Below are 16,191 nucleotides of genomic sequence, written 5' to 3'. Positions count from 1 at the left end.
AAGTGTCCCTTATGAAGGCTTCGAAATACCGGTAGACGCGAGCGCCTTGCTTGCCACTCGAAACAAGAACACGATCGCCGGAGCCAGCGCGCCGACAAGAAGCAGGAAGGTGAGCGGCGACGACAACACCAGAACGTCGCCGCCTGGCCCGCCGACCATGCAGAACAGGAATCCGGCGATCCAACCGGCCAACGGAAGCGCCGCCTTACCGGTTGTCGTCACGGTTCGCGCCGCGATGACCAACGCGAGGTTGGCCACGGCGGCCACCAGGATGCTGACCGGAAACGGTGTGGTGCCGAGGTAGCTCGGGAGAAAAATCACCGACAGTATCGCGCACAGAAATCCGTCGAAGATCAAGACGCCGAGGATGACCGGGTCGAGAAACGCCCACCGACCGTCTTGTGGTGCGTCCGGTGAAGCACTGGTCATGAGATCCCACCGAAGAGGTCGGACTCACGGCCGTCTGCGTCGACCGGACCCAACTCACCGCGAACAAGCACGAAATACTCGACCGGCAGAATCGGCTGCACGACGTTGTTGGACAACGCGAACTCGGTGCGACTCGGCGCGACGGTCACCTGCGTGGCGTGCGCGGACAGCGCGGCTGCCTTCGATTCGAGAACGGCACTGACGTCGATCGCCGTCGTGACATCTGCGTCGACCACACACGGAAGCTCACGGGGCTCCGGTAGCCGCCACTGCGCCGGCACCTGCGCGATCGACGCAATTCCCCGTTCCAGGGAACTTCGTTCGGCCACGGTCCAGTAGAACTTCTGTGGACTCCACGGCTCGCCGGCCTCGGGATACACCGATGTTCCCGCCGCAGCAACGGCAGCGGTGGTGATGGCATTGGCTTGAATATGATCGGGATGGCCGTACCCGCCGTTGGTGTCGTATGTGATGACCACCTGCGGACGCAGTTCCCGGATCACCTCGACCACGGCGCGCACAGCAACCTCGAGATCAGCGTTGACAAATGCCCGCGGATTCGCAGCCGATGGTGTCCCGACCATTCCGGAATCACGAAAGTGACCGGCTCCCAGCAGGAATCGGGGTTCACTCACACCGAGACGAGACAACGCCGTGGTCAGCTCCGCAATCCGATACCCGCCGAGTTGATCGGCGGCGTCGGCAACCAGCCCAGCCCACCGATCGCCGATTACCTCCCCCTCCTCCCCCAACGTGCAGGTCAGGACAGTTACTTCGGCGCCTTCGTCGACGTACCGGGCGATGGTGCCGCCCGTGGTGATCGTTTCGTCGTCGGGATGCGCGTGAACCAGCAGAAGTCTCTTCTTTGCGACGGTCATTTCTTCACCCTCACCCAGTTGGTTGCGTCACTGAATATTCCGACCTGAACCGGACCGGTCAGAGTGACACCTTCGACTCCGGTTCCGAGCGCGGCCAACGTGCGGTCCTGCACGATGGGCAGAACTGCCGCGAGATCCCACAACTTGGGTTCGGCGTCGGCGATCAGCGCCCCGAAATCACCGATCCCGCTGAGCGCTTCGTCGATCCGCGGCTGCAGCGACGGGTCACACAGCCCCGAAATATTGCTCGGCGCTTCGGAATCGGACTCGCGAGCCGTAGTCGGCGTCGGCGCGACCGAGGTGGACTCCGGAGTTTCCGTAGTGGTCACCGGCACGGTGGGAGTCAGGGGGCAACTGAACCGAGACGCCAACGACGTCGCGGGGTCGACGCCGGCGCGAATCCAGCCGACCACCATGTCCACGCGCCCCGACGTGAGTTCCTGACCGTACAGCTCTTCTGCCGGAAAAGACTTCACGGTTGCCGCAATTCCTGCGTCCCGCAGTTCGTCGGCAGCGGTGTTGGCCACCGCGATCGCAATGTCGTCGTTCTCCGGTGCGCCGATGGTCAGCTCCAGCGGCTTACCGTCACGGACGACGCTTCCGTTTGTTCCTCCGACCACAACCGGCCCCGCCGGCGGCACGACGACGTAGCCGGACTCCACCAGTTGCTCCATCGAGCGCTCACGACTTTGCTTGGGCGGCGCCGTCGGCACGTAGCCGGGATCGGACGGCGAGAGAATCTGCGCTTTTGCCGGAACCGCAGCAGATTCACTGCCCGCGGCAACTACTGCCAGCAGATCGGAATCCAGAAGTCCCAGAACAGCTTTACGAACCCGGACGTCGGCGAAAGTGGCACTGCGTCCGTTGACCGTCATGTCGAGTGTGCGGGGCACAAACGTAAATGCCGTGCTCACGCCCGGAACTGCCGACAATTGAATGTCGGTAGCACTGCCCGCATGGATCTGAGCAACCTGCGAATCGTCGGTGCGCATCGCCTCGGCCAACTGCGCAGCCGACCCCGCCCGACGCATCACGATCTGATCCGGGTCCGACGGTTCTCCCCAGAACCTGTCGTTACGTTCGAGGATGATCTCGTCGCGGCCACGGTCGACGGAGCGCACGTGAAAATGCGCTCCCGACACCGGAATTCCCTCACTCAGTCCGGTACTGAAGCCGCCGGGGGTGTCCTTGATCAGATGGGACGGGAGAAGATCTGTGAAGAGTTCTCGCCACGCCGGATACGCCGCACGCATCACGACGTTCACGGTCTTTCCACCGCCGGACGAGGTGACGTCCGAAATCAACTGGTACCCAGCGGGGTTCACAACACCGGGAACCGAAATCATCTGCTGCCACAGGTAGCGGAAATCCTCGGCGGCGATCGGCGCACCGTCGGACCACTGCGCTTCGTTGCGGAGCTGGTAGCGAATCGTGAACGGCGCCTCCGACACAACTTCTGCGGAGAGGGCCAGCGAGTCGTCGATGACCCACTCGGCCTGCCCAGGCAGAACGGGTGAGCTGATCGGACGAAACACGCTGGGCAACACCAAATTACCGACGGCGGAGTTCACCGGGGACAAATCCGCGAGGAGGTGGGGATTGAATCCGTCACCCACCTGGTCGATCCCCACCGACACGACCTTCATGGCCGGCGTGACGGGCGTCGGCGTCGGCTTGACCGTCTCGGTGCTCTCGACCGGCGGCGGCGGATCAGCAGTGCACGCCGTCAGAGACAACGCTGTCACCGCCACGGCCAACGCCAGGTACCGACGTCCAGCAACCACAGAGATATTCCTTCCGTTTCAAGGCACGCGCAGCCTCAGTTCATGGTTTCCAGCCAACACGATGCCTGGAAACCATGAAGGCGAATGTACCTTTTGCCGGAAGAACACCGAGCAAAAGGCACATTCGCCTTGTCATGTTTGTTACTGCGAAAGACTACAGAGAAGCCTTGTCGCGGGCCTTGCTGCGTGAACGCTCACGAGCGCGCTCGGTGGCGTTGAGGTGCACCTTGCGGACGCGAACGTCTTCAGGGGTGACCTCGACGCACTCGTCGCCGGAGCAGAACTCCATGGCTGCTTCGAGCTCGAGCTTGATCGGCTTTGCGAGAGTCTCCATCACGTCTGCGGAAGACTGACGCATGTTGGTCAGCTTCTTCTCGCGGGTGACGTTGATGTCGAGGTCTTCCTGGCGCGGGTTGATGCCCACGACCATGCCCTCGTAGGTGTCTGCGCCCGGCTCGACGAAGAACGTTCCACGGTCGGCCAACTGGATCATGGCGAACGGCGTGACAGAGCCGGAGCGGTCGGAGACGAGCGAGCCGGTGTGGCGCGCGCGGATCTCACCGGCCCACGGGCCGTATCCGTCGAACACGGCGTTGGCGATACCGGTTCCGCGGGTTTCCGTGAGGAAGTCCGTGCGGAAACCGATGAGGCCACGTGAGGGAACGATGAACTCCATGCGAACCCAGCCTGCGCCGTGGTTCGACATCTGGACCATCTTGCCCTTGCGGTTGGCGAGGAGCTGCGTGATGGCGCCGAGGTATTCCTCGGGGCTGTCGATGGTCAGCTCTTCGAAAGGCTCGTGAACCTTGCCGTCGACGACCTGCGTGACAACCTGCGGCTTGCCGACGGTGAGCTCGAAGCCCTCACGACGCATCTGCTCGACGAGGATGGCGAGAGCGAGCTCTCCACGACCCTGGACCTCCCACGCATCGGGGCGACCGATGTCGAGGACCTTGAGCGAGACGTTACCGACGAGCTCCTGGTCGAGGCGGGACTTCACCATGCGGGCGGTCAGCTTGTGGCCCTTGACGCGACCGACGAGCGGCGACGTGTTGGTGCCGATCGTGACCGAGATGGCGGGCTGGTCGACGGTGATGCGGGGCAGCGCAACCGGGTTCTCGAGGTCGGCGAGGGTGTCACCGATCATGATGTCCGGGAAGCCTGCAACGGCGACGATGTCGCCGGCGACGGCAACCTCACCGGGAACGCGCTCGACACCGACGGTGGTGAGCAGTTCGGTGATCTTGGTCTTGGTGACGACGGGCTCGCCGTCGACCTCGCGGCACCACGACACGGTCTGGCCCTTGCGCAGCTCGCCGTTGTGGATGCGAACCAGAGCGAGGCGGCCGAGGAATGCGGATGCGTCGAGGTTGGTGACGTGAGCCTGCAGGGGTGCGTCGACCGTGCCCTTGGGGGCCGGGACGTACTCCATCAGAACCTGGAAAAGCGCGGTGAGGTCGTCGGCGTCGGGTGCCTTGCCGTTCTCGGGCTGCACGGTCGAGGCCTTGCCCTCACGACCGGAGGCGTAGAGAACGGGAAGTTCGAGTGCAAGCTCGGCTGCTTCGGCTGCCTCGTCGGACAGATCCGACGCCAGGTCGAGGAGCAGATCCTGAGCTTCGGTGACTACCTCTTCGATGCGGGCGTCAGGGCGGTCCGTCTTGTTGACGACCAGGATGACGGGCAGCGAGGCGGCAAGCGCCTTGCGCAGCACGAAGCGGGTCTGCGGCAGCGGGCCCTCGGAAGCATCGACGAGCAGAACGACACCGTCGACCATGGACAGGCCGCGCTCGACCTCGCCACCGAAGTCGGCGTGGCCGGGGGTGTCGATGACGTTGATGACGGTGATGGTGCCGTCGTCGTTGACCTTATGGACAGCGGTGTTCTTCGCGAGAATGGTGATGCCCTTCTCGCGCTCGAGGTCTCCTGAGTCCATGACGCGGTCGACCAGCTCGGCGCGCTCCTCGAAGGCGCCGGACTGACGAAGCATGGCGTCAACGAGGGTGGTCTTGCCGTGGTCGACGTGTGCGACGATGGCAACGTTACGGAAGCTGGTGATGGTCACGCGATGGCTCTCCTGGCTGAGTAATTCGGCTGATTCGGCCACGCGAAACTCGCAACGCACGGCTCTTCTGGTGGCCGCTGCACAAATGTGTAATCCGAGTCAGGGCACGAATTGCCTGGAACAGGCACCGCGGCCTTGTAAATACTACTCGCTCCGAACGACTACTCGCGCAAAGTGCGTCCTCTATCACGGCCACGACCTGCAGATAGTGATTTTCGACACTATGGCGGGGGTTAAAACTTTTGCTGGTAATTCATCGCTCTTAAGGTTACGCTAACCTTGTTTGCAGTGCGGTTCTCCGCCAAGCCGCTGAAGGAAAGACGCAGTGCCACATGGGAAAAGTTAAACCAAGCAAAGTCTCGCAGCTCAAGCCCAAGAAGAAGTGCTGCCGCAAGAAGACCCGCTGTGTGAAGTGCCCGGTCGTGATCATGAGGATGCGCAAGCTCGAGAACAACGGCGCTTCCAAGAAGGAACTGAAGGTCGGCCTCAAGATGGCTCGGGCTGCCTGAGCCTGCGCAATTCGGCGAGCAGGTCCGGGATCCATGCCCGATCGTTGCCCACTACGTCGAACGTTTCCAGAGTGTCTGCGTCCACCCATGCCAGCTGCGCATGATCCAGCGCCACCGGTTCTCCGGCCAGAATTTCCACTCGATACGCTCGCAGAACTCGCATTCCACCCAGTGCCACGTCGACGCCGATTCGGCGCCCGCACCGGACTACAACACCCAATTCTTCTGCCAGTTCCCTCTCGAGAGCCTGCTGCGGCGTCTCGAGAGCTTCGACTTTGCCACCGGGAAGCTCCCACATCCCCGCCAACTCCGGCGGGCGGATGCGTTGCGCGAGCAACAACCGGCCGTCGCGGAAGATCGCGCCGGCGACTATCTCGTACTCGTCGGCAGCTTCGCCGCCACTTGCAGCCTCGTCGCTCATGACACCATGATGGAGTATGGCTTCCGTGATGTCCGATTCCGCGATCGACGCTGCACTCGCAGAACTGCCAGACTGGCAGCGAACCGATAATGCGATTACCCGAGTGGTCGAATCCCCGACATTTCCCGAAGCCGTCGCACTGCTTCAGGACGTCGCCGCAGCTGCCGAAGCCGCCGATCATCATCCGGACATGGACGTCCGGTGGCGGAAAGTCACTTACACGCTGTCGACGCACTCAGCTGGCGGCATCACCGAACTCGACGTGAAGTTTGCTCGGAAAATCGATGCCCTCGTCGCTGATTCGGCAAAAAACTGACGCTTGAAACCGCCTAAACCGACATAACAGTTGCATCAATATTCACATTGATCACTTCTGTCACAGGGTATGGTCGGCAAGCAATCATTTCGAGGCCAGTCATGTAATAGACTCCACCGGGATCCGTAGCTGCTCAGAAACTGAACGGCTGTACAACCCGGGGCTCTCTACATAGAGTGACCCCTCGAGCCGTCAACGCGGGCGCTACGGCGCCCGCGCGGTCTGACTAAGGATGGGGAAACAGTGCTTCGAACCCGAGGTATGCGTAAGGCGTTCACCGCCGTCGCAATTGCCGCAGCAGCAGGACTCGCCTTGCCCGCACAGGCAATGGCCGATCCGGCTCCCGCCCCCACACCGGACAGTGTGCCGATCGAGTTCCTGGCATCGTTTGCTCCCGCCATCATCGGCGCAGCCGCCGGCCCCGTCGACGCCCAGGGTGTCACCCAGGTCGCCGGCAATCCGCAGGCTGATCTCCTCGCTCAGGCTCGCGCCATCCTCAATTCCGCCGGTCTCCCCCCTGAGATCAAGGCGACGCTCGAGAAGGTCATCACCTTCCTCGACGGCAGCGGCGGCGGCGGACCGGCGATTCCGGACGAGAACGCACCCGTCATCGCACAGTTCCTCTACCCGACGCTGGGTAAGGGCTGCATCTCCGCAACGGCTGATTCCGTCGGCACCGCACTTGCCGTTCCCGGCCCGGCTCACCTGCCGCCTCCGGGACCTGCCGCAGGTCAGGCCGGATTTGTCTTCACTGCACTCGGTACCGCTCCGGCCACCGATGACCAGCCCGTCCCGCTGACGGTCACCTGGATCAACATCGACAACGGTCGTAGCGCAACGCAGAACCTCACGACGGCCGCTCACATCAACCCGGACGGCCCCGCCACCCTGTCGGTTATCGCCGACACCGGACCGGGACGTGTGCTGTCCGTGATCAGCGGTTCGCTGACCACCCAGCCTGAAGGCGCAGATCGCATCACCTGCAGCTTCCTGCCGACCGTGGGTATGTTCGCAGTGGCTTGATCCACAATTGCTTCAAAGAGGCTCGCCGAATTTTCGGCGGGCCTCTTTTGTGCGTCCGGTGCTCGTGATAAACCAGGGAATGGGACATTCCAGATCAATTCTGTCGATCCGTTCAGAAGGATCAATTCTCTCGATCGGTAGCACTCACTCGATATTGTCGATCGGCAGCGCATTCTCGATATTGTCGATCGGCAGCATCGGATCGGCCGGCTCGATCCTGAGCTCCGGTTCCTTCGCCAGTCTCGGATCGGCATTTTCCACACTGTCTCGATGGTCACTGATGTCGTGGCACGGAAACCACTCGTCGCCGGAAGATCGACCGAAACTGGTAGTCATTGCGCCGGAACCGGATTCGACCCTGGCTCATACTCAGACGTGATCGTCGGGTGTCGGGCGCGGCCAGGTCCGACCTTCGATATCTTCCACCGATTGATTGAATTGCCGCAGTAGCTCACCCAATGCCCGGCGCGACTCCGGCGTCCAGTCCCGCAACACCTTCCCCACTCCGGCAGTCGAATGTACGCGGTCTGCCCGCAGCTGGGCCAGACCGGACTGGGTGGGGCGGACCTTTCTCGCCAATCCGCCAGCCGGGTCTTCGACGCGTTCGACCAAGCCTTGTCGACGGAGGGCGCCGATCTGTCGGTTGATGGTCGAGATGTCCAGTCTGAACGCGCAGGACAGTTCTTTCAGACTCATCGGTTGTTGCAGTTCGAGGCGGCCGAGCAAGAGGTACGCCGAGCGGTCCAGATGAAGGTCCGAGCGTTGCGCCAGTGCGTGATATCGCGACAGCAGCGTCAGTTCGTATTCGACGTCGACAAGGTCGCGGTCCACAGATTCACGCTCAGTGGCCGGGATTTCTCCGCGCGCATTCGTCACGTTGTGCAGGATACACAAAATGTGTAGCGTGCACAGAAAAGGTGGCAGGCGCCGCCCACATACTTCGGGAGCCGAATGTCCGTTCACGCCCATCCGTCGAACGCGGATACAGCCGTCGACGCGACAGTGTCCCCACGTCCACGACTGATCCTCACCGTCCTCGGCCTGTGCGGGATCGTCGTCGCCCTCATGCAGACGCTGGTCGTCCCGATCATCCCCCAGCTTCCGAGCTTGCTGAACGCGTCACCAGCGGACACGTCGTGGGCCATCACCGCGACGCTGCTCGCCGCTGCGGTCATCACCCCGATCAGTGGCCGCCTCGGCGACATGTTCGGCAAGAAACGCATGATCCTGGTGAGCCTCGGTCTGGTGGTTCTCGGTTCCGTTATCTGCGCCTTGTCGTCGTCGCTCATCGGACTGGTGATCGGGCGCGCACTACAGGGCGCCTCCGTTGGTGCCATCCCTCTCGGCATTGCCATCCTGCGCGACGTTCTGCCACCGAAGAAGGTCGGCGGCGCGATGGCCGTCATGAGCGCCACCCTGGGTGTCGGCGGCGCTGTCGGGCTGCCCATCGCAGCGATCATCGCTCAAAGTGCCGATTGGCACTTCCTGTTTGTCGTGTCCGCGGCTCTCGGTGGCCTGTGTATGTTGTTGGTGTTCTTTGTCATTCCCGAGTCCACCGTCCGCAAGCCGGGCCGTTTCGACTTCGTGGGCGCACTCGGGCTGGCTGCCGCCTTGATCGCCCTTCTCCTGCCGATCACCAAGGGTGGCACGTGGGGATGGTCCGACCCCAAGACGCTCGGACTACTGGCGTCGTCCGTCGTGATCTTCGTGGCGTGGGGCTTCTGGGAACTCAGACGCGGTGCACCACTGGTGAATCTGCGCATCGCGGCACGCAAACAAGTGCTGTTCACCAACCTGGCATCCATCGCCGTCGGCTTTTCGATGTACGGAAATTCACTGTCGCTACCGCAACTTCTCATGGCCCCGAAGGACACCGGCTACGGATTTGGATTGTCGATGGTGACCACCGGCCTGGTACTCGCTCCCGCCGGTCTGGTGATGATGGCGCTCTCCCCTGTGTCCGCGCGCATCTCGGACTGGAAAGGTCCGCGGATCACCTTGTTGACCGGAGCGCTCGTCATCGGACTCGGTTACGTCAGCGCCTACTTCGCGACGTCCGCGGTCTGGCAGGTCGCGCTTGCCGGAATGGTGATCGGAGCGGGTGTCGGACTGACATTCTCAGCAATGCCGGCACTCATCATGAGTTCGGTTCCGATCACCGAATCAGCCGCAGCCAATGGTTTGAACTCACTGATGCGGTCGATCGGGACGTCGAGTTCCGCCGCCGTGGTCAGCGTTGTGCTTGCCGGTGCCACCATCGTGGTCCACGACCGCATCTACCCCACGCTCGACATGTTCAAGGCCACGTTCGTGATCTCGATCGTTGCCGCAGCGGTATCGATGATCTTCGCGTGGTTGATTCCCAAACGGCAAGCGCCGCACCGGGAATCAACCACGTCGCGGCCGCATTGATCACACGGACGCAAGAACTGCGGGAGGTGTTACTTCTCCGAAGAGTCGATGCTGCCGGCAATCTGCAGCTTCGACAGCAGGGTGTAGATGAAGTCGATGAGAAACTCCATGAAATATTTCCTCTCGCAATACGGGTCCCGACCCGGCAACGACGGTACCGCACACATGAGATCGGCCGAATCCCCACCACCTGGCCGCGAGAACGTGTTCTAATTTGACTCGGTCGTCTACCCGAGGAGTCACACATGGCATGGACACGCACTGAACTCGATCAGGCCTTTGCCGGTTTCCAGAACACCGTCGTCGAATGCACCCGCAGTGGCGATTGGAATGCGTTTGCCGACATGTTCACCGAAGATGTCGTGTACGTCGAACATGCCTTCGGCACCCTCAACGGCCGTGAGGCCGTGCGCAAGTGGGTCACCCGCACGATGACCGAGTTCCCGGGAAAACGAATGACGGAGTTCCCCGCAAACTGGTACGTGATCGACGAGGAGCGCGGGTGGATCATCTGCGAGATCGACAATCCCATGGAGGATCCGGGCGACGGATCGACTCACGGCGCCGCAAACATCACGATCCTGCACTACGCCGGAGACGGATTGTTCTCACGCGAAGAAGACGCATACAACCCGATGAATTTTCTGGCGATGACCAAAGCCTGGTGCTTGGCCGCCGAAGCCGCGGGCAACCTCCCCGAGGATGCCCGCGCCTGGTTGGCTAAATTCGGCGCTATGGTGCGATAGAGCCGATCGGAATATTCGGCACGACCGAACCGGCCAGTGACCACTGCCCGTAGTCCAGCGCCAGGATCGAATTCAGGTCGACGCCGATACCGTCGACTTTTCTCTTGTCGATCTCGAATTGATGCAGGTGCGCACGGGGGTGTACATACCCCGCCGGCGATCCCCAATTGTGTTGCCAGTACCAGGTTCCGACGCCCGCGCGGATCATCGCGTCGATCACGCCGGTGTTTCCGTAGATACCCAGGTTCTGATTGCCGACCACAGATGCCCATCCCTCGAGATACGGCCGGATGAGATTGTTGATCTCGGCCGGCGACGGGTTGTCGTCGATGGACGCGTAGATCGGACGCCCCTCAGGTCCGCCGGCTTGGCGATGCAATTCCAGACCCCGTGTTGCATGCCTCTTGCCGCCTTCGCGCCCTTCACGCCAGTCAGCCGTCGCGCCTTTTCCGAACTGATAGCAGGACACTACTTGCAGTCCCGCTGCGGTCAGTGCGTTCACTTCGCCTGCCTTGACCGGCTTACCCACCATCCAGTTCGCGTCGGGGCGGCGGTCGGATACGTAGCGGATCGCGCCCGCGTAACCGCCCGCACGGATCGACTGCGCCGACGGGACTCCGGCAGAGTAGTCGAGCAGAGTTCCGAGCGATCCGGCGTTGGCCACCGTTGCCGTGCCGCTGAGCGCGGCCAGTCCTGCGGCGGCAGAACCTGCGGCCGCGTACTTGAACAGATTTCTTCGTGAGACGTGCACACTGCTCCGATCATCGGCGTATCCCGCCCGATCTAGGCGGAAAGTCGAGTTTCTTTCTTCACTCGATTGCACCACAGTCACAACGCCACCGCCTGGCACTTGATCAACACCAGTCACACCACCGCTGTGACCAGCGACAACAAAAACGATGGCCCCCGAAACTTTCGTTTCGAGGGCCATCGTTATCGGCCGTAGTGGCCGGAAGTTATCAGCTGAGCGACGTGAAGAACGTCAGAGCACTGAACAGGTCAGATGCGTTGCTGAGGAAGTCGGTGATGAAAGAGAACTGGCCCGAGAGTTCAGCGCTGGTCATGTGTGTACTCCTGTCGAAGGTGAAACATCAGTGGTCTTACAGGCCGACTTGCTGACCTGCTGGAGCTAAGAGTAGAGGTCTTCCGTTACTTCCGCGACACCAAATGTGTCCGGGACGTTACATCTTCACGCACTCCCGGCAAACGCATATTCACAGGTAACGCCCAGAGTGCGTGATCCGATCGAGATAATTTGCCCATTTCTTGACGATATCCGAACACCATTTCCATTAATGGTTAATACTCCGCAATCTTTCAATCCGGCCAATTTATGTTGGTAAGCCTTACTTCGAAACTGCTGTTTCAGCACTATCGTCGCCCTGACCAGGAATAGGACAATTTCGCGCGAACCCGATCAGTCCACATTTGCTACGCCGTGCAACTCTTCAGCCACGGCAGCAATTAGCAGAACATTGACGACGCCCTCGGCCGGGCGGCACCGGACCTGAAACCAGCCCGACCTCCCGCGAAGGTGATGCTATTCACACCGGATGTGCGGGCCGATACGGCCCCGTGAGGCACAGTTGACTTATGAACCGCAACAAGAAGTCATGGAGTGAACTCTCGCCGCGCCAGCGCCGCGTCGTGATCGTGATGGGCTCGATCCAGTCGATTCTGGCGATCACCGCCTGGGCCGACCTCGCGAAGCGCGATCGTGCGACGGTCAATGGCAGCAAGGCCAAATGGGCAGCGATCATCGCGATCAACTTTTTCGGACCGATCACGTACTTCAAGCGCGGCAGGATTCAGTCGAAGTAATCCCAGAACTGCAACCACTTCACAGAAGCGAACAGCGCGAGCGTCCCGACGTATATCGCCAGGACAGCGACGGTACCCAGGACGTTCGTGCGCAATTTCGCGCCGTCGAACGGGTCGAGCCACCGACCGAACCACCGGGTTACCGCCGGCATCAGGAACCACGTCATCGCCCCGACGCTGACGATCTGGCTCAGCCACATCGACAGCCAGGGCGGTGCGCCTGCGTCGTCGAGCACCGGACCGAGAAATCGCGACAACGTCATCACTGTCGGGTAGAGGACCAGAAGAACGATCATTGCGGTCTTCCAGTTCGGAGTCACCCGTGTCTGCCCGTTCTCGGTGCGCAAGATCGTTCCGAAAGGCGTGGAACGCACGGATTCGGTGAAGTCTTCTGCCAGCTCCTCGCGTAGTGCGGGCAACACCGCCGCCCGCTGCTCCGATTTCATCCATGCTGCCAGCTGGGGTTCGGTCCGGAAGCGCAGAACCGATTGCCACCGCGTCGCATCGGCAGTTGAGCACAACAGCAACGCACTCTCGTACCCCGAGAACCGCGAACTTTCGGCGATCAAGAGATGCTGGGTCCGCAGAAATTCGTCCTGCCGTCCGGCAACAACGGTGTGGTCGTACACACCGATACCCGGTGGAGGCGCGGCGTCTTCCACCAATACGAGGTCCGAGCTCTTGGCCCGAACTCCACACTCGACGCCTTGTGCCTCGACGCGTGAATGCGCCGGAGAATCGAGCCAGCCATGCAGCTCTTCGATATTGGAAAAGGTATGGGACACACCGTAATCGGAAAGTCCGGGGCCGTCGCTAACCGCGCTGCCGAGATAGCCCCGAGCCACCTTCGCTGCACTGACGGCCTGCGCAGTCCACCCAGCGAACGGCTCACCGTCGCCGTTTTCGGGGCGGTGAAAGGCAGTGACAACCGTCGCCGAACCGGACACGTCAGGTCGAAACCCTGCGGCCCTGGACGTAGACGTGCAAGATCGCCGGCTCACGCATCGCCATCAGCAACCCGAACAGAGTCTGATCACGCGCGAGAATCGGATCAGGCGACCGCGTGCCGAAGTTGATCAGATTGCCCAGTGCCGGCCACCCGTCCGGATCAACGACGAGGAAATCTGCTTCCTTACCGGCGTCGAGATTTCCGATGCGGTTCTCCAGGTCCAGCGCACGCGCGCCGGCCAGCGTGCCCGTGAACAACAATTCGGCCGGGTGCAACGACAGCGCGCTGTCACTGTCCTCCGAGATATGCACTTTGAAAGCGTCGCCCAGAACCCGAGAGAGAAGGAATTCGTCGCCGCCACCGAAGTCCGAACCGATCGCGATGTTGACTCCCGCCGCCACCGTTCGCTTCCACGGCATCGTGCCGGAACCGAGGAACTGCTGCGAAGTCGGGCAATGAGCAATCGACGTCCCAGTCTCCGCCATCCGGGCCAATTCCGAATCCTGACAGTGGACGGAGTGCGCGAGAATCGCGCGCGGCCCGAGGAACGACTTGCCACCGACCTCTGAGCCCGGCAGAAACTTGCCGTCGTACGTATCGAGGTACGACTGGACCTGGTAACGCTCGAGCGTGGTTGCCACCTCGCCGGTGCCCGGCCTGTTGTTCTCGTTGAGATGACTGTGGAAGTACACACCACGGTCTCGAACCGAGTCGTACAACTCCCCCAGATTCTTCAGAGTCTCCGTCGTCACTGCGAGGGAAAACCGCGGTACGACGGCAACGTGCAGCAGAGCAGCGTCGACATCACCGGTGTCTGCTCCGTGCCAGCGATCGATCTCGTCGCGAGTCAGCGTGATCGCGTCGTCCTCGGAAGTGATGAGCGCTGCCGCAGATTCGGGCCCTGTGGTTTGGATGCCACGACCACTGACGATGCGAAGTCCGGTTCGCTGAGTTTCCGCGAACAGCGCGTCTTGCGCGTGCGGAAAAGCGGAACCGAAGACCATGGCCGCAGTGGTTCCGGTGGCTATCCGGCGGGCGCAGAACGAGGCCGCAGCGTGGACGGCAAATTCCGGATCGGCCAGTCGCGATTCCGACGGGAACACACAGAGATCGAGCCACTCGAGTAGTTGTCCACCGCCGTAGGCATCGCCGGCGTAGATCTGGGGAAAGTGAACGTGAGTGTCGATGAATCCGGGGAGCAGAAACCCTGGGCGATGATCGTGGACGTCGTCGCTGCGCAGATGCTGCGGTAACGCGTCGAATTCACCGCAGAAGGCCACGACACCGGCGTCGTCGATCGCGAGCACACCGTCAGGGAGGGAGACGAGCGCGTCGGCTGCGCCTTCGACCGTGGGGCTACCGGAAATGTGGAAGATATGGCCCCGATGCAGCTGTATCACTCATTGAGCAAATCACAGTCGCGGCGATACCGCGCGTTCGAATTGTCCGGGTCAGTTCATGGTCGCGTGCCATACGAACGCCGCGGCCAAAGCGCCCGCGCCGTTCAGCGACCAGTGCAACGCAATCGGCGCCAGAAGACTGCCACTTCGATGACGAAGCCACGTGAAGACGAGACCGGCGGCCGCGGTGGCCAGAACCGCTCCGAGAATACCGGCGATCTGACCGACGACCCCGTTACCGAGGAAGCCGGACAGTCCCGCGTTTCCACTGGTCAACCCCATCGACGACGCGATGTGCCACAGGCCGAACGTCAAAGAACCCGCAGCGGCGACGCCCCGAAATCCGCTGACCCGGTTGAGCGTCCCGTGCAGGACACCGCGGAACGCCAATTCCTCCGGAATGACCGTCTGCAGGGGAATGACGATCATCGACGCGATGATGGCGCCCGAAATGGTCGCGTAGCGGTCAGCCATGAAGAACGGCCTGGTCAGCGGTAACAGCGCTCCGACCGCCACGACGGTCAGTACCAGTCCGACCGCGATGAGCGCGTACTTCGAACCGCTCTTGAGATGCTTCGGCGACAGACCGAGTTCCGCCCAACCCAGCCCTCGGCGTTTGCTCATCGCAAGGAGCACAAGCGCCGAAATCGGAACCGTCGCGATGCTCGCCCACACCGTGGTGAAGTGCGCAATCAGGTTGGTGCCCACGAGGACTGCGATGACCACTGCGATGTCGATATACGCATGGACACGAGGAAAACGCGGGGCGGACGGCGCCGTGTCGAGCACGCCGGCATCAGACACGGTTGCAAAACTCATATATGGCCGTCACCCATCGCCGCAGTTAGCTGAAAATTCACTCATTCAAGTGTACCGACGCCGCCGAGGTGCCCGCCACGATTGCGTCGACACTCACAGTCGACTCTCAGAGTGCCCTCAGAGTGCGGCGCGTTCGAGTTCTGCCACGTCGATCTTCTTCATCTGCATCATCGCGTCCATTACACGCTGGGCTTTTGCGCGATCCGGATCGCGCATCAATTGCAGCAATCTGTTCGGAACTACCTGCCAGGACAGTCCGAACTTGTCCTTGAGCCAACCGCACTGACTCTCCTCGCCGCCCTCCGTCAGTGCCGACCAGTAGTGGTCGACTTCGGCCTGATCGGCACACGGAATCTCGAAGGACACCGCCTCGGAAAACGTGAACATCGGCCCGCCGTTCAACCCGGTGAAACGCTGTCCGTCCAGTTCGAAGACCACCGTCATCACCGATCCTGCCGGTTGACCGGACGGCGATCCCTCTCCGTATCGCTCGATTTCGAGGATTTTCCCGCTTCCGAAAACCGAGATGTAGAAATGTGCTGCTTCCTCCGCTTGCGTGTCGAACCACAGGCACGGGGTGATCGTGGGCATGACTACTCCTTACGTCGGTGTACGTAGGGAT

General features: G+C 61.7%; 18 protein-coding genes. 7 read left to right on the top strand and 11 right to left on the bottom strand.

The window, feature by feature from the left end; translation table 11 throughout:
• Positions 1-9: 9 nt before the first annotated feature.
• The 4 genes from ACFRFQ_RS23755 to typA all read right to left on the bottom strand — a co-directional run bounded on the left by ACFRFQ_RS23755 (position 10) and on the right by typA (position 5,153).
• Positions 10-429 carry a hypothetical protein gene (locus ACFRFQ_RS23755; protein ID WP_378663062.1) on the bottom strand — a complete coding sequence of 140 codons (420 nt, stop codon included), beginning with the start codon at positions 427-429 and terminating at the stop codon, positions 10-12.
• Complete coding sequence (gene mshB / locus ACFRFQ_RS23750; protein ID WP_378663059.1) at positions 426-1,307, bottom strand: N-acetyl-1-D-myo-inositol-2-amino-2-deoxy-alpha-D-glucopyranoside deacetylase; 882 nt, start codon at positions 1,305-1,307, stop codon at positions 426-428. The genes ACFRFQ_RS23755 and mshB overlap by 4 nt, the downstream gene beginning before the upstream one ends.
• A complete protein-coding gene (locus tag ACFRFQ_RS23745) occupies positions 1,304-3,091 on the bottom strand; it encodes an ABC transporter family substrate-binding protein (RefSeq protein WP_378663056.1) in 1,788 nt (595 codons plus the stop codon). Before ACFRFQ_RS23745 ends, mshB begins: the two co-directional genes overlap by 4 nt.
• A gap of 154 nt (positions 3,092-3,245) precedes the next feature.
• The gene (gene typA / locus ACFRFQ_RS23740; protein ID WP_378663053.1) at positions 3,246-5,153 is read right to left on the bottom strand and encodes a translational GTPase TypA; all 1,908 of its coding nucleotides are present in this window, start codon (positions 5,151-5,153) and stop codon (positions 3,246-3,248) included.
• A 332-nt stretch (positions 5,154-5,485) separates the two neighbouring features.
• On the opposite strand from typA, the gene ACFRFQ_RS23735 reads away from it, so the two are divergent.
• A complete protein-coding gene (locus ACFRFQ_RS23735; RefSeq protein WP_092807195.1) occupies positions 5,486-5,662 on the top strand; it encodes a hypothetical protein in 177 nt (58 codons plus the stop codon).
• Here the strand turns inward: ACFRFQ_RS23735 and ACFRFQ_RS23730 are convergent.
• Positions 5,640-6,083: a (deoxy)nucleoside triphosphate pyrophosphohydrolase gene (locus ACFRFQ_RS23730; protein ID WP_378663049.1), complete on the bottom strand. Its 444-nt coding sequence runs from the start codon at positions 6,081-6,083 to the stop codon at positions 5,640-5,642. The genes ACFRFQ_RS23735 and ACFRFQ_RS23730 overlap by 23 nt on opposite strands.
• 16 nt (positions 6,084-6,099) lie before the next feature.
• On the opposite strand from ACFRFQ_RS23730, the gene ACFRFQ_RS23725 reads away from it, so the two are divergent.
• From ACFRFQ_RS23725 to ACFRFQ_RS23715, 3 genes are all read left to right on the top strand, one after another.
• Positions 6,100-6,399 (top strand): 4a-hydroxytetrahydrobiopterin dehydratase, encoded by a 300-nt coding sequence (locus ACFRFQ_RS23725; protein ID WP_378663046.1) that lies wholly within the window; start codon positions 6,100-6,102, stop codon positions 6,397-6,399.
• A 261-nt stretch (positions 6,400-6,660) separates the two neighbouring features.
• Positions 6,661-7,422: a hypothetical protein gene (locus ACFRFQ_RS23720; RefSeq protein ID WP_378663346.1), complete on the top strand. Its 762-nt coding sequence runs from the start codon at positions 6,661-6,663 to the stop codon at positions 7,420-7,422.
• A 79-nt stretch (positions 7,423-7,501) separates the two neighbouring features.
• Positions 7,502-7,801, top strand: a complete 300-nt coding sequence (locus ACFRFQ_RS23715) for a hypothetical protein (protein ID WP_378663044.1) — start codon at positions 7,502-7,504, stop codon at positions 7,799-7,801.
• On the opposite strand, the gene ACFRFQ_RS23710 is transcribed toward ACFRFQ_RS23715, so the two are convergent.
• Positions 7,792-8,298 (bottom strand): MarR family winged helix-turn-helix transcriptional regulator, encoded by a 507-nt coding sequence (locus ACFRFQ_RS23710; RefSeq protein WP_378663041.1) that lies wholly within the window; start codon positions 8,296-8,298, stop codon positions 7,792-7,794. The genes ACFRFQ_RS23715 and ACFRFQ_RS23710 overlap by 10 nt on opposite strands.
• A gap of 75 nt (positions 8,299-8,373) precedes the next feature.
• Between ACFRFQ_RS23710 and ACFRFQ_RS23705 the strand changes: the two genes are divergently transcribed.
• Positions 8,374-9,834: an MFS transporter gene (locus ACFRFQ_RS23705; protein ID WP_378663039.1), complete on the top strand. Its 1,461-nt coding sequence runs from the start codon at positions 8,374-8,376 to the stop codon at positions 9,832-9,834.
• A 245-nt stretch (positions 9,835-10,079) separates the two neighbouring features.
• On the top strand, positions 10,080-10,580 hold the full coding sequence (locus tag ACFRFQ_RS23700; RefSeq protein ID WP_378663036.1) for a nuclear transport factor 2 family protein: 501 nt from the start codon (positions 10,080-10,082) through the stop codon (positions 10,578-10,580).
• On the opposite strand, the gene ACFRFQ_RS23695 is transcribed toward ACFRFQ_RS23700, so the two are convergent.
• Positions 10,567-11,331, bottom strand: a complete 765-nt coding sequence (locus ACFRFQ_RS23695; protein ID WP_378663033.1) for a DUF1906 domain-containing protein — start codon at positions 11,329-11,331, stop codon at positions 10,567-10,569. The genes ACFRFQ_RS23700 and ACFRFQ_RS23695 overlap by 14 nt on opposite strands.
• 842 nt (positions 11,332-12,173) lie before the next feature.
• Between ACFRFQ_RS23695 and ACFRFQ_RS23690 the strand changes: the two genes are divergently transcribed.
• Positions 12,174-12,401, top strand: a complete 228-nt coding sequence (locus tag ACFRFQ_RS23690) for a PLDc N-terminal domain-containing protein (RefSeq protein ID WP_378663030.1) — start codon at positions 12,174-12,176, stop codon at positions 12,399-12,401.
• On the opposite strand, the gene ACFRFQ_RS23685 is transcribed toward ACFRFQ_RS23690, so the two are convergent.
• From ACFRFQ_RS23685 to ACFRFQ_RS23670, 4 genes are all read right to left on the bottom strand, one after another.
• Complete coding sequence (locus ACFRFQ_RS23685) at positions 12,389-13,348, bottom strand: antibiotic biosynthesis monooxygenase (RefSeq protein ID WP_378663027.1); 960 nt, start codon at positions 13,346-13,348, stop codon at positions 12,389-12,391. The two genes, ACFRFQ_RS23690 and ACFRFQ_RS23685, sit on opposite strands and share 13 nt — an antisense overlap.
• A 1-nt stretch (position 13,349) precedes the next feature.
• Positions 13,350-14,750 (bottom strand): amidohydrolase family protein, encoded by a 1,401-nt coding sequence (locus tag ACFRFQ_RS23680; protein ID WP_378663024.1) that lies wholly within the window; start codon positions 14,748-14,750, stop codon positions 13,350-13,352.
• A gap of 51 nt (positions 14,751-14,801) precedes the next feature.
• A complete protein-coding gene (locus ACFRFQ_RS23675; RefSeq protein ID WP_378663021.1) occupies positions 14,802-15,569 on the bottom strand; it encodes a CPBP family intramembrane glutamic endopeptidase in 768 nt (255 codons plus the stop codon).
• A gap of 117 nt (positions 15,570-15,686) precedes the next feature.
• On the bottom strand, positions 15,687-16,160 hold the full coding sequence (locus tag ACFRFQ_RS23670) for a VOC family protein (protein ID WP_378663019.1): 474 nt from the start codon (positions 16,158-16,160) through the stop codon (positions 15,687-15,689).
• Between the last annotated feature and the right edge of the window lie 31 nt (positions 16,161-16,191).

This window comes from Rhodococcus sp. NPDC056743, from assembly GCF_042790355.1.
Taxonomy (GTDB): Bacteria; Actinomycetota; Actinomycetes; order Mycobacteriales; family Mycobacteriaceae; genus Rhodococcus_F.
This window is presented reverse-complemented; position numbering and strand designations above follow the sequence as displayed.

What these genes read in the sequence shown, in the direction of transcription:
- ACFRFQ_RS23670 (WP_378663019.1), bottom strand. Translation starts at nt 16,160, where the DNA reads ATGCCCACGATCACCCCGTGCCTGTGGTTCGACACGCAAGCGGAGGAA.
- ACFRFQ_RS23675 (WP_378663021.1), bottom strand. Translation starts at nt 15,569, where the DNA reads ATGAGTTTTGCAACCGTGTCTGATGCCGGCGTGCTCGACACGGCGCCG.
- ACFRFQ_RS23700 (WP_378663036.1), top strand. Translation starts at nt 10,080, where the DNA reads ATGGCATGGACACGCACTGAACTCGATCAGGCCTTTGCCGGTTTCCAG.
- ACFRFQ_RS23690 (WP_378663030.1), top strand. Translation starts at nt 12,174, where the DNA reads ATGAACCGCAACAAGAAGTCATGGAGTGAACTCTCGCCGCGCCAGCGC.
- ACFRFQ_RS23705 (WP_378663039.1), top strand. Translation starts at nt 8,374, where the DNA reads ATGTCCGTTCACGCCCATCCGTCGAACGCGGATACAGCCGTCGACGCG.
- mshB (WP_378663059.1), bottom strand. Translation starts at nt 1,307, where the DNA reads ATGACCGTCGCAAAGAAGAGACTTCTGCTGGTTCACGCGCATCCCGAC.
- ACFRFQ_RS23715 (WP_378663044.1), top strand. Translation starts at nt 7,502, where the DNA reads ATGGGACATTCCAGATCAATTCTGTCGATCCGTTCAGAAGGATCAATT.
- ACFRFQ_RS23725 (WP_378663046.1), top strand. Translation starts at nt 6,100, where the DNA reads ATGGCTTCCGTGATGTCCGATTCCGCGATCGACGCTGCACTCGCAGAA.
- ACFRFQ_RS23735 (WP_092807195.1), top strand. Translation starts at nt 5,486, where the DNA reads ATGGGAAAAGTTAAACCAAGCAAAGTCTCGCAGCTCAAGCCCAAGAAG.
- ACFRFQ_RS23720 (WP_378663346.1), top strand. Translation starts at nt 6,661, where the DNA reads ATGCGTAAGGCGTTCACCGCCGTCGCAATTGCCGCAGCAGCAGGACTC.
- ACFRFQ_RS23755 (WP_378663062.1), bottom strand. Translation starts at nt 429, where the DNA reads ATGACCAGTGCTTCACCGGACGCACCACAAGACGGTCGGTGGGCGTTT.
- ACFRFQ_RS23730 (WP_378663049.1), bottom strand. Translation starts at nt 6,083, where the DNA reads ATGAGCGACGAGGCTGCAAGTGGCGGCGAAGCTGCCGACGAGTACGAG.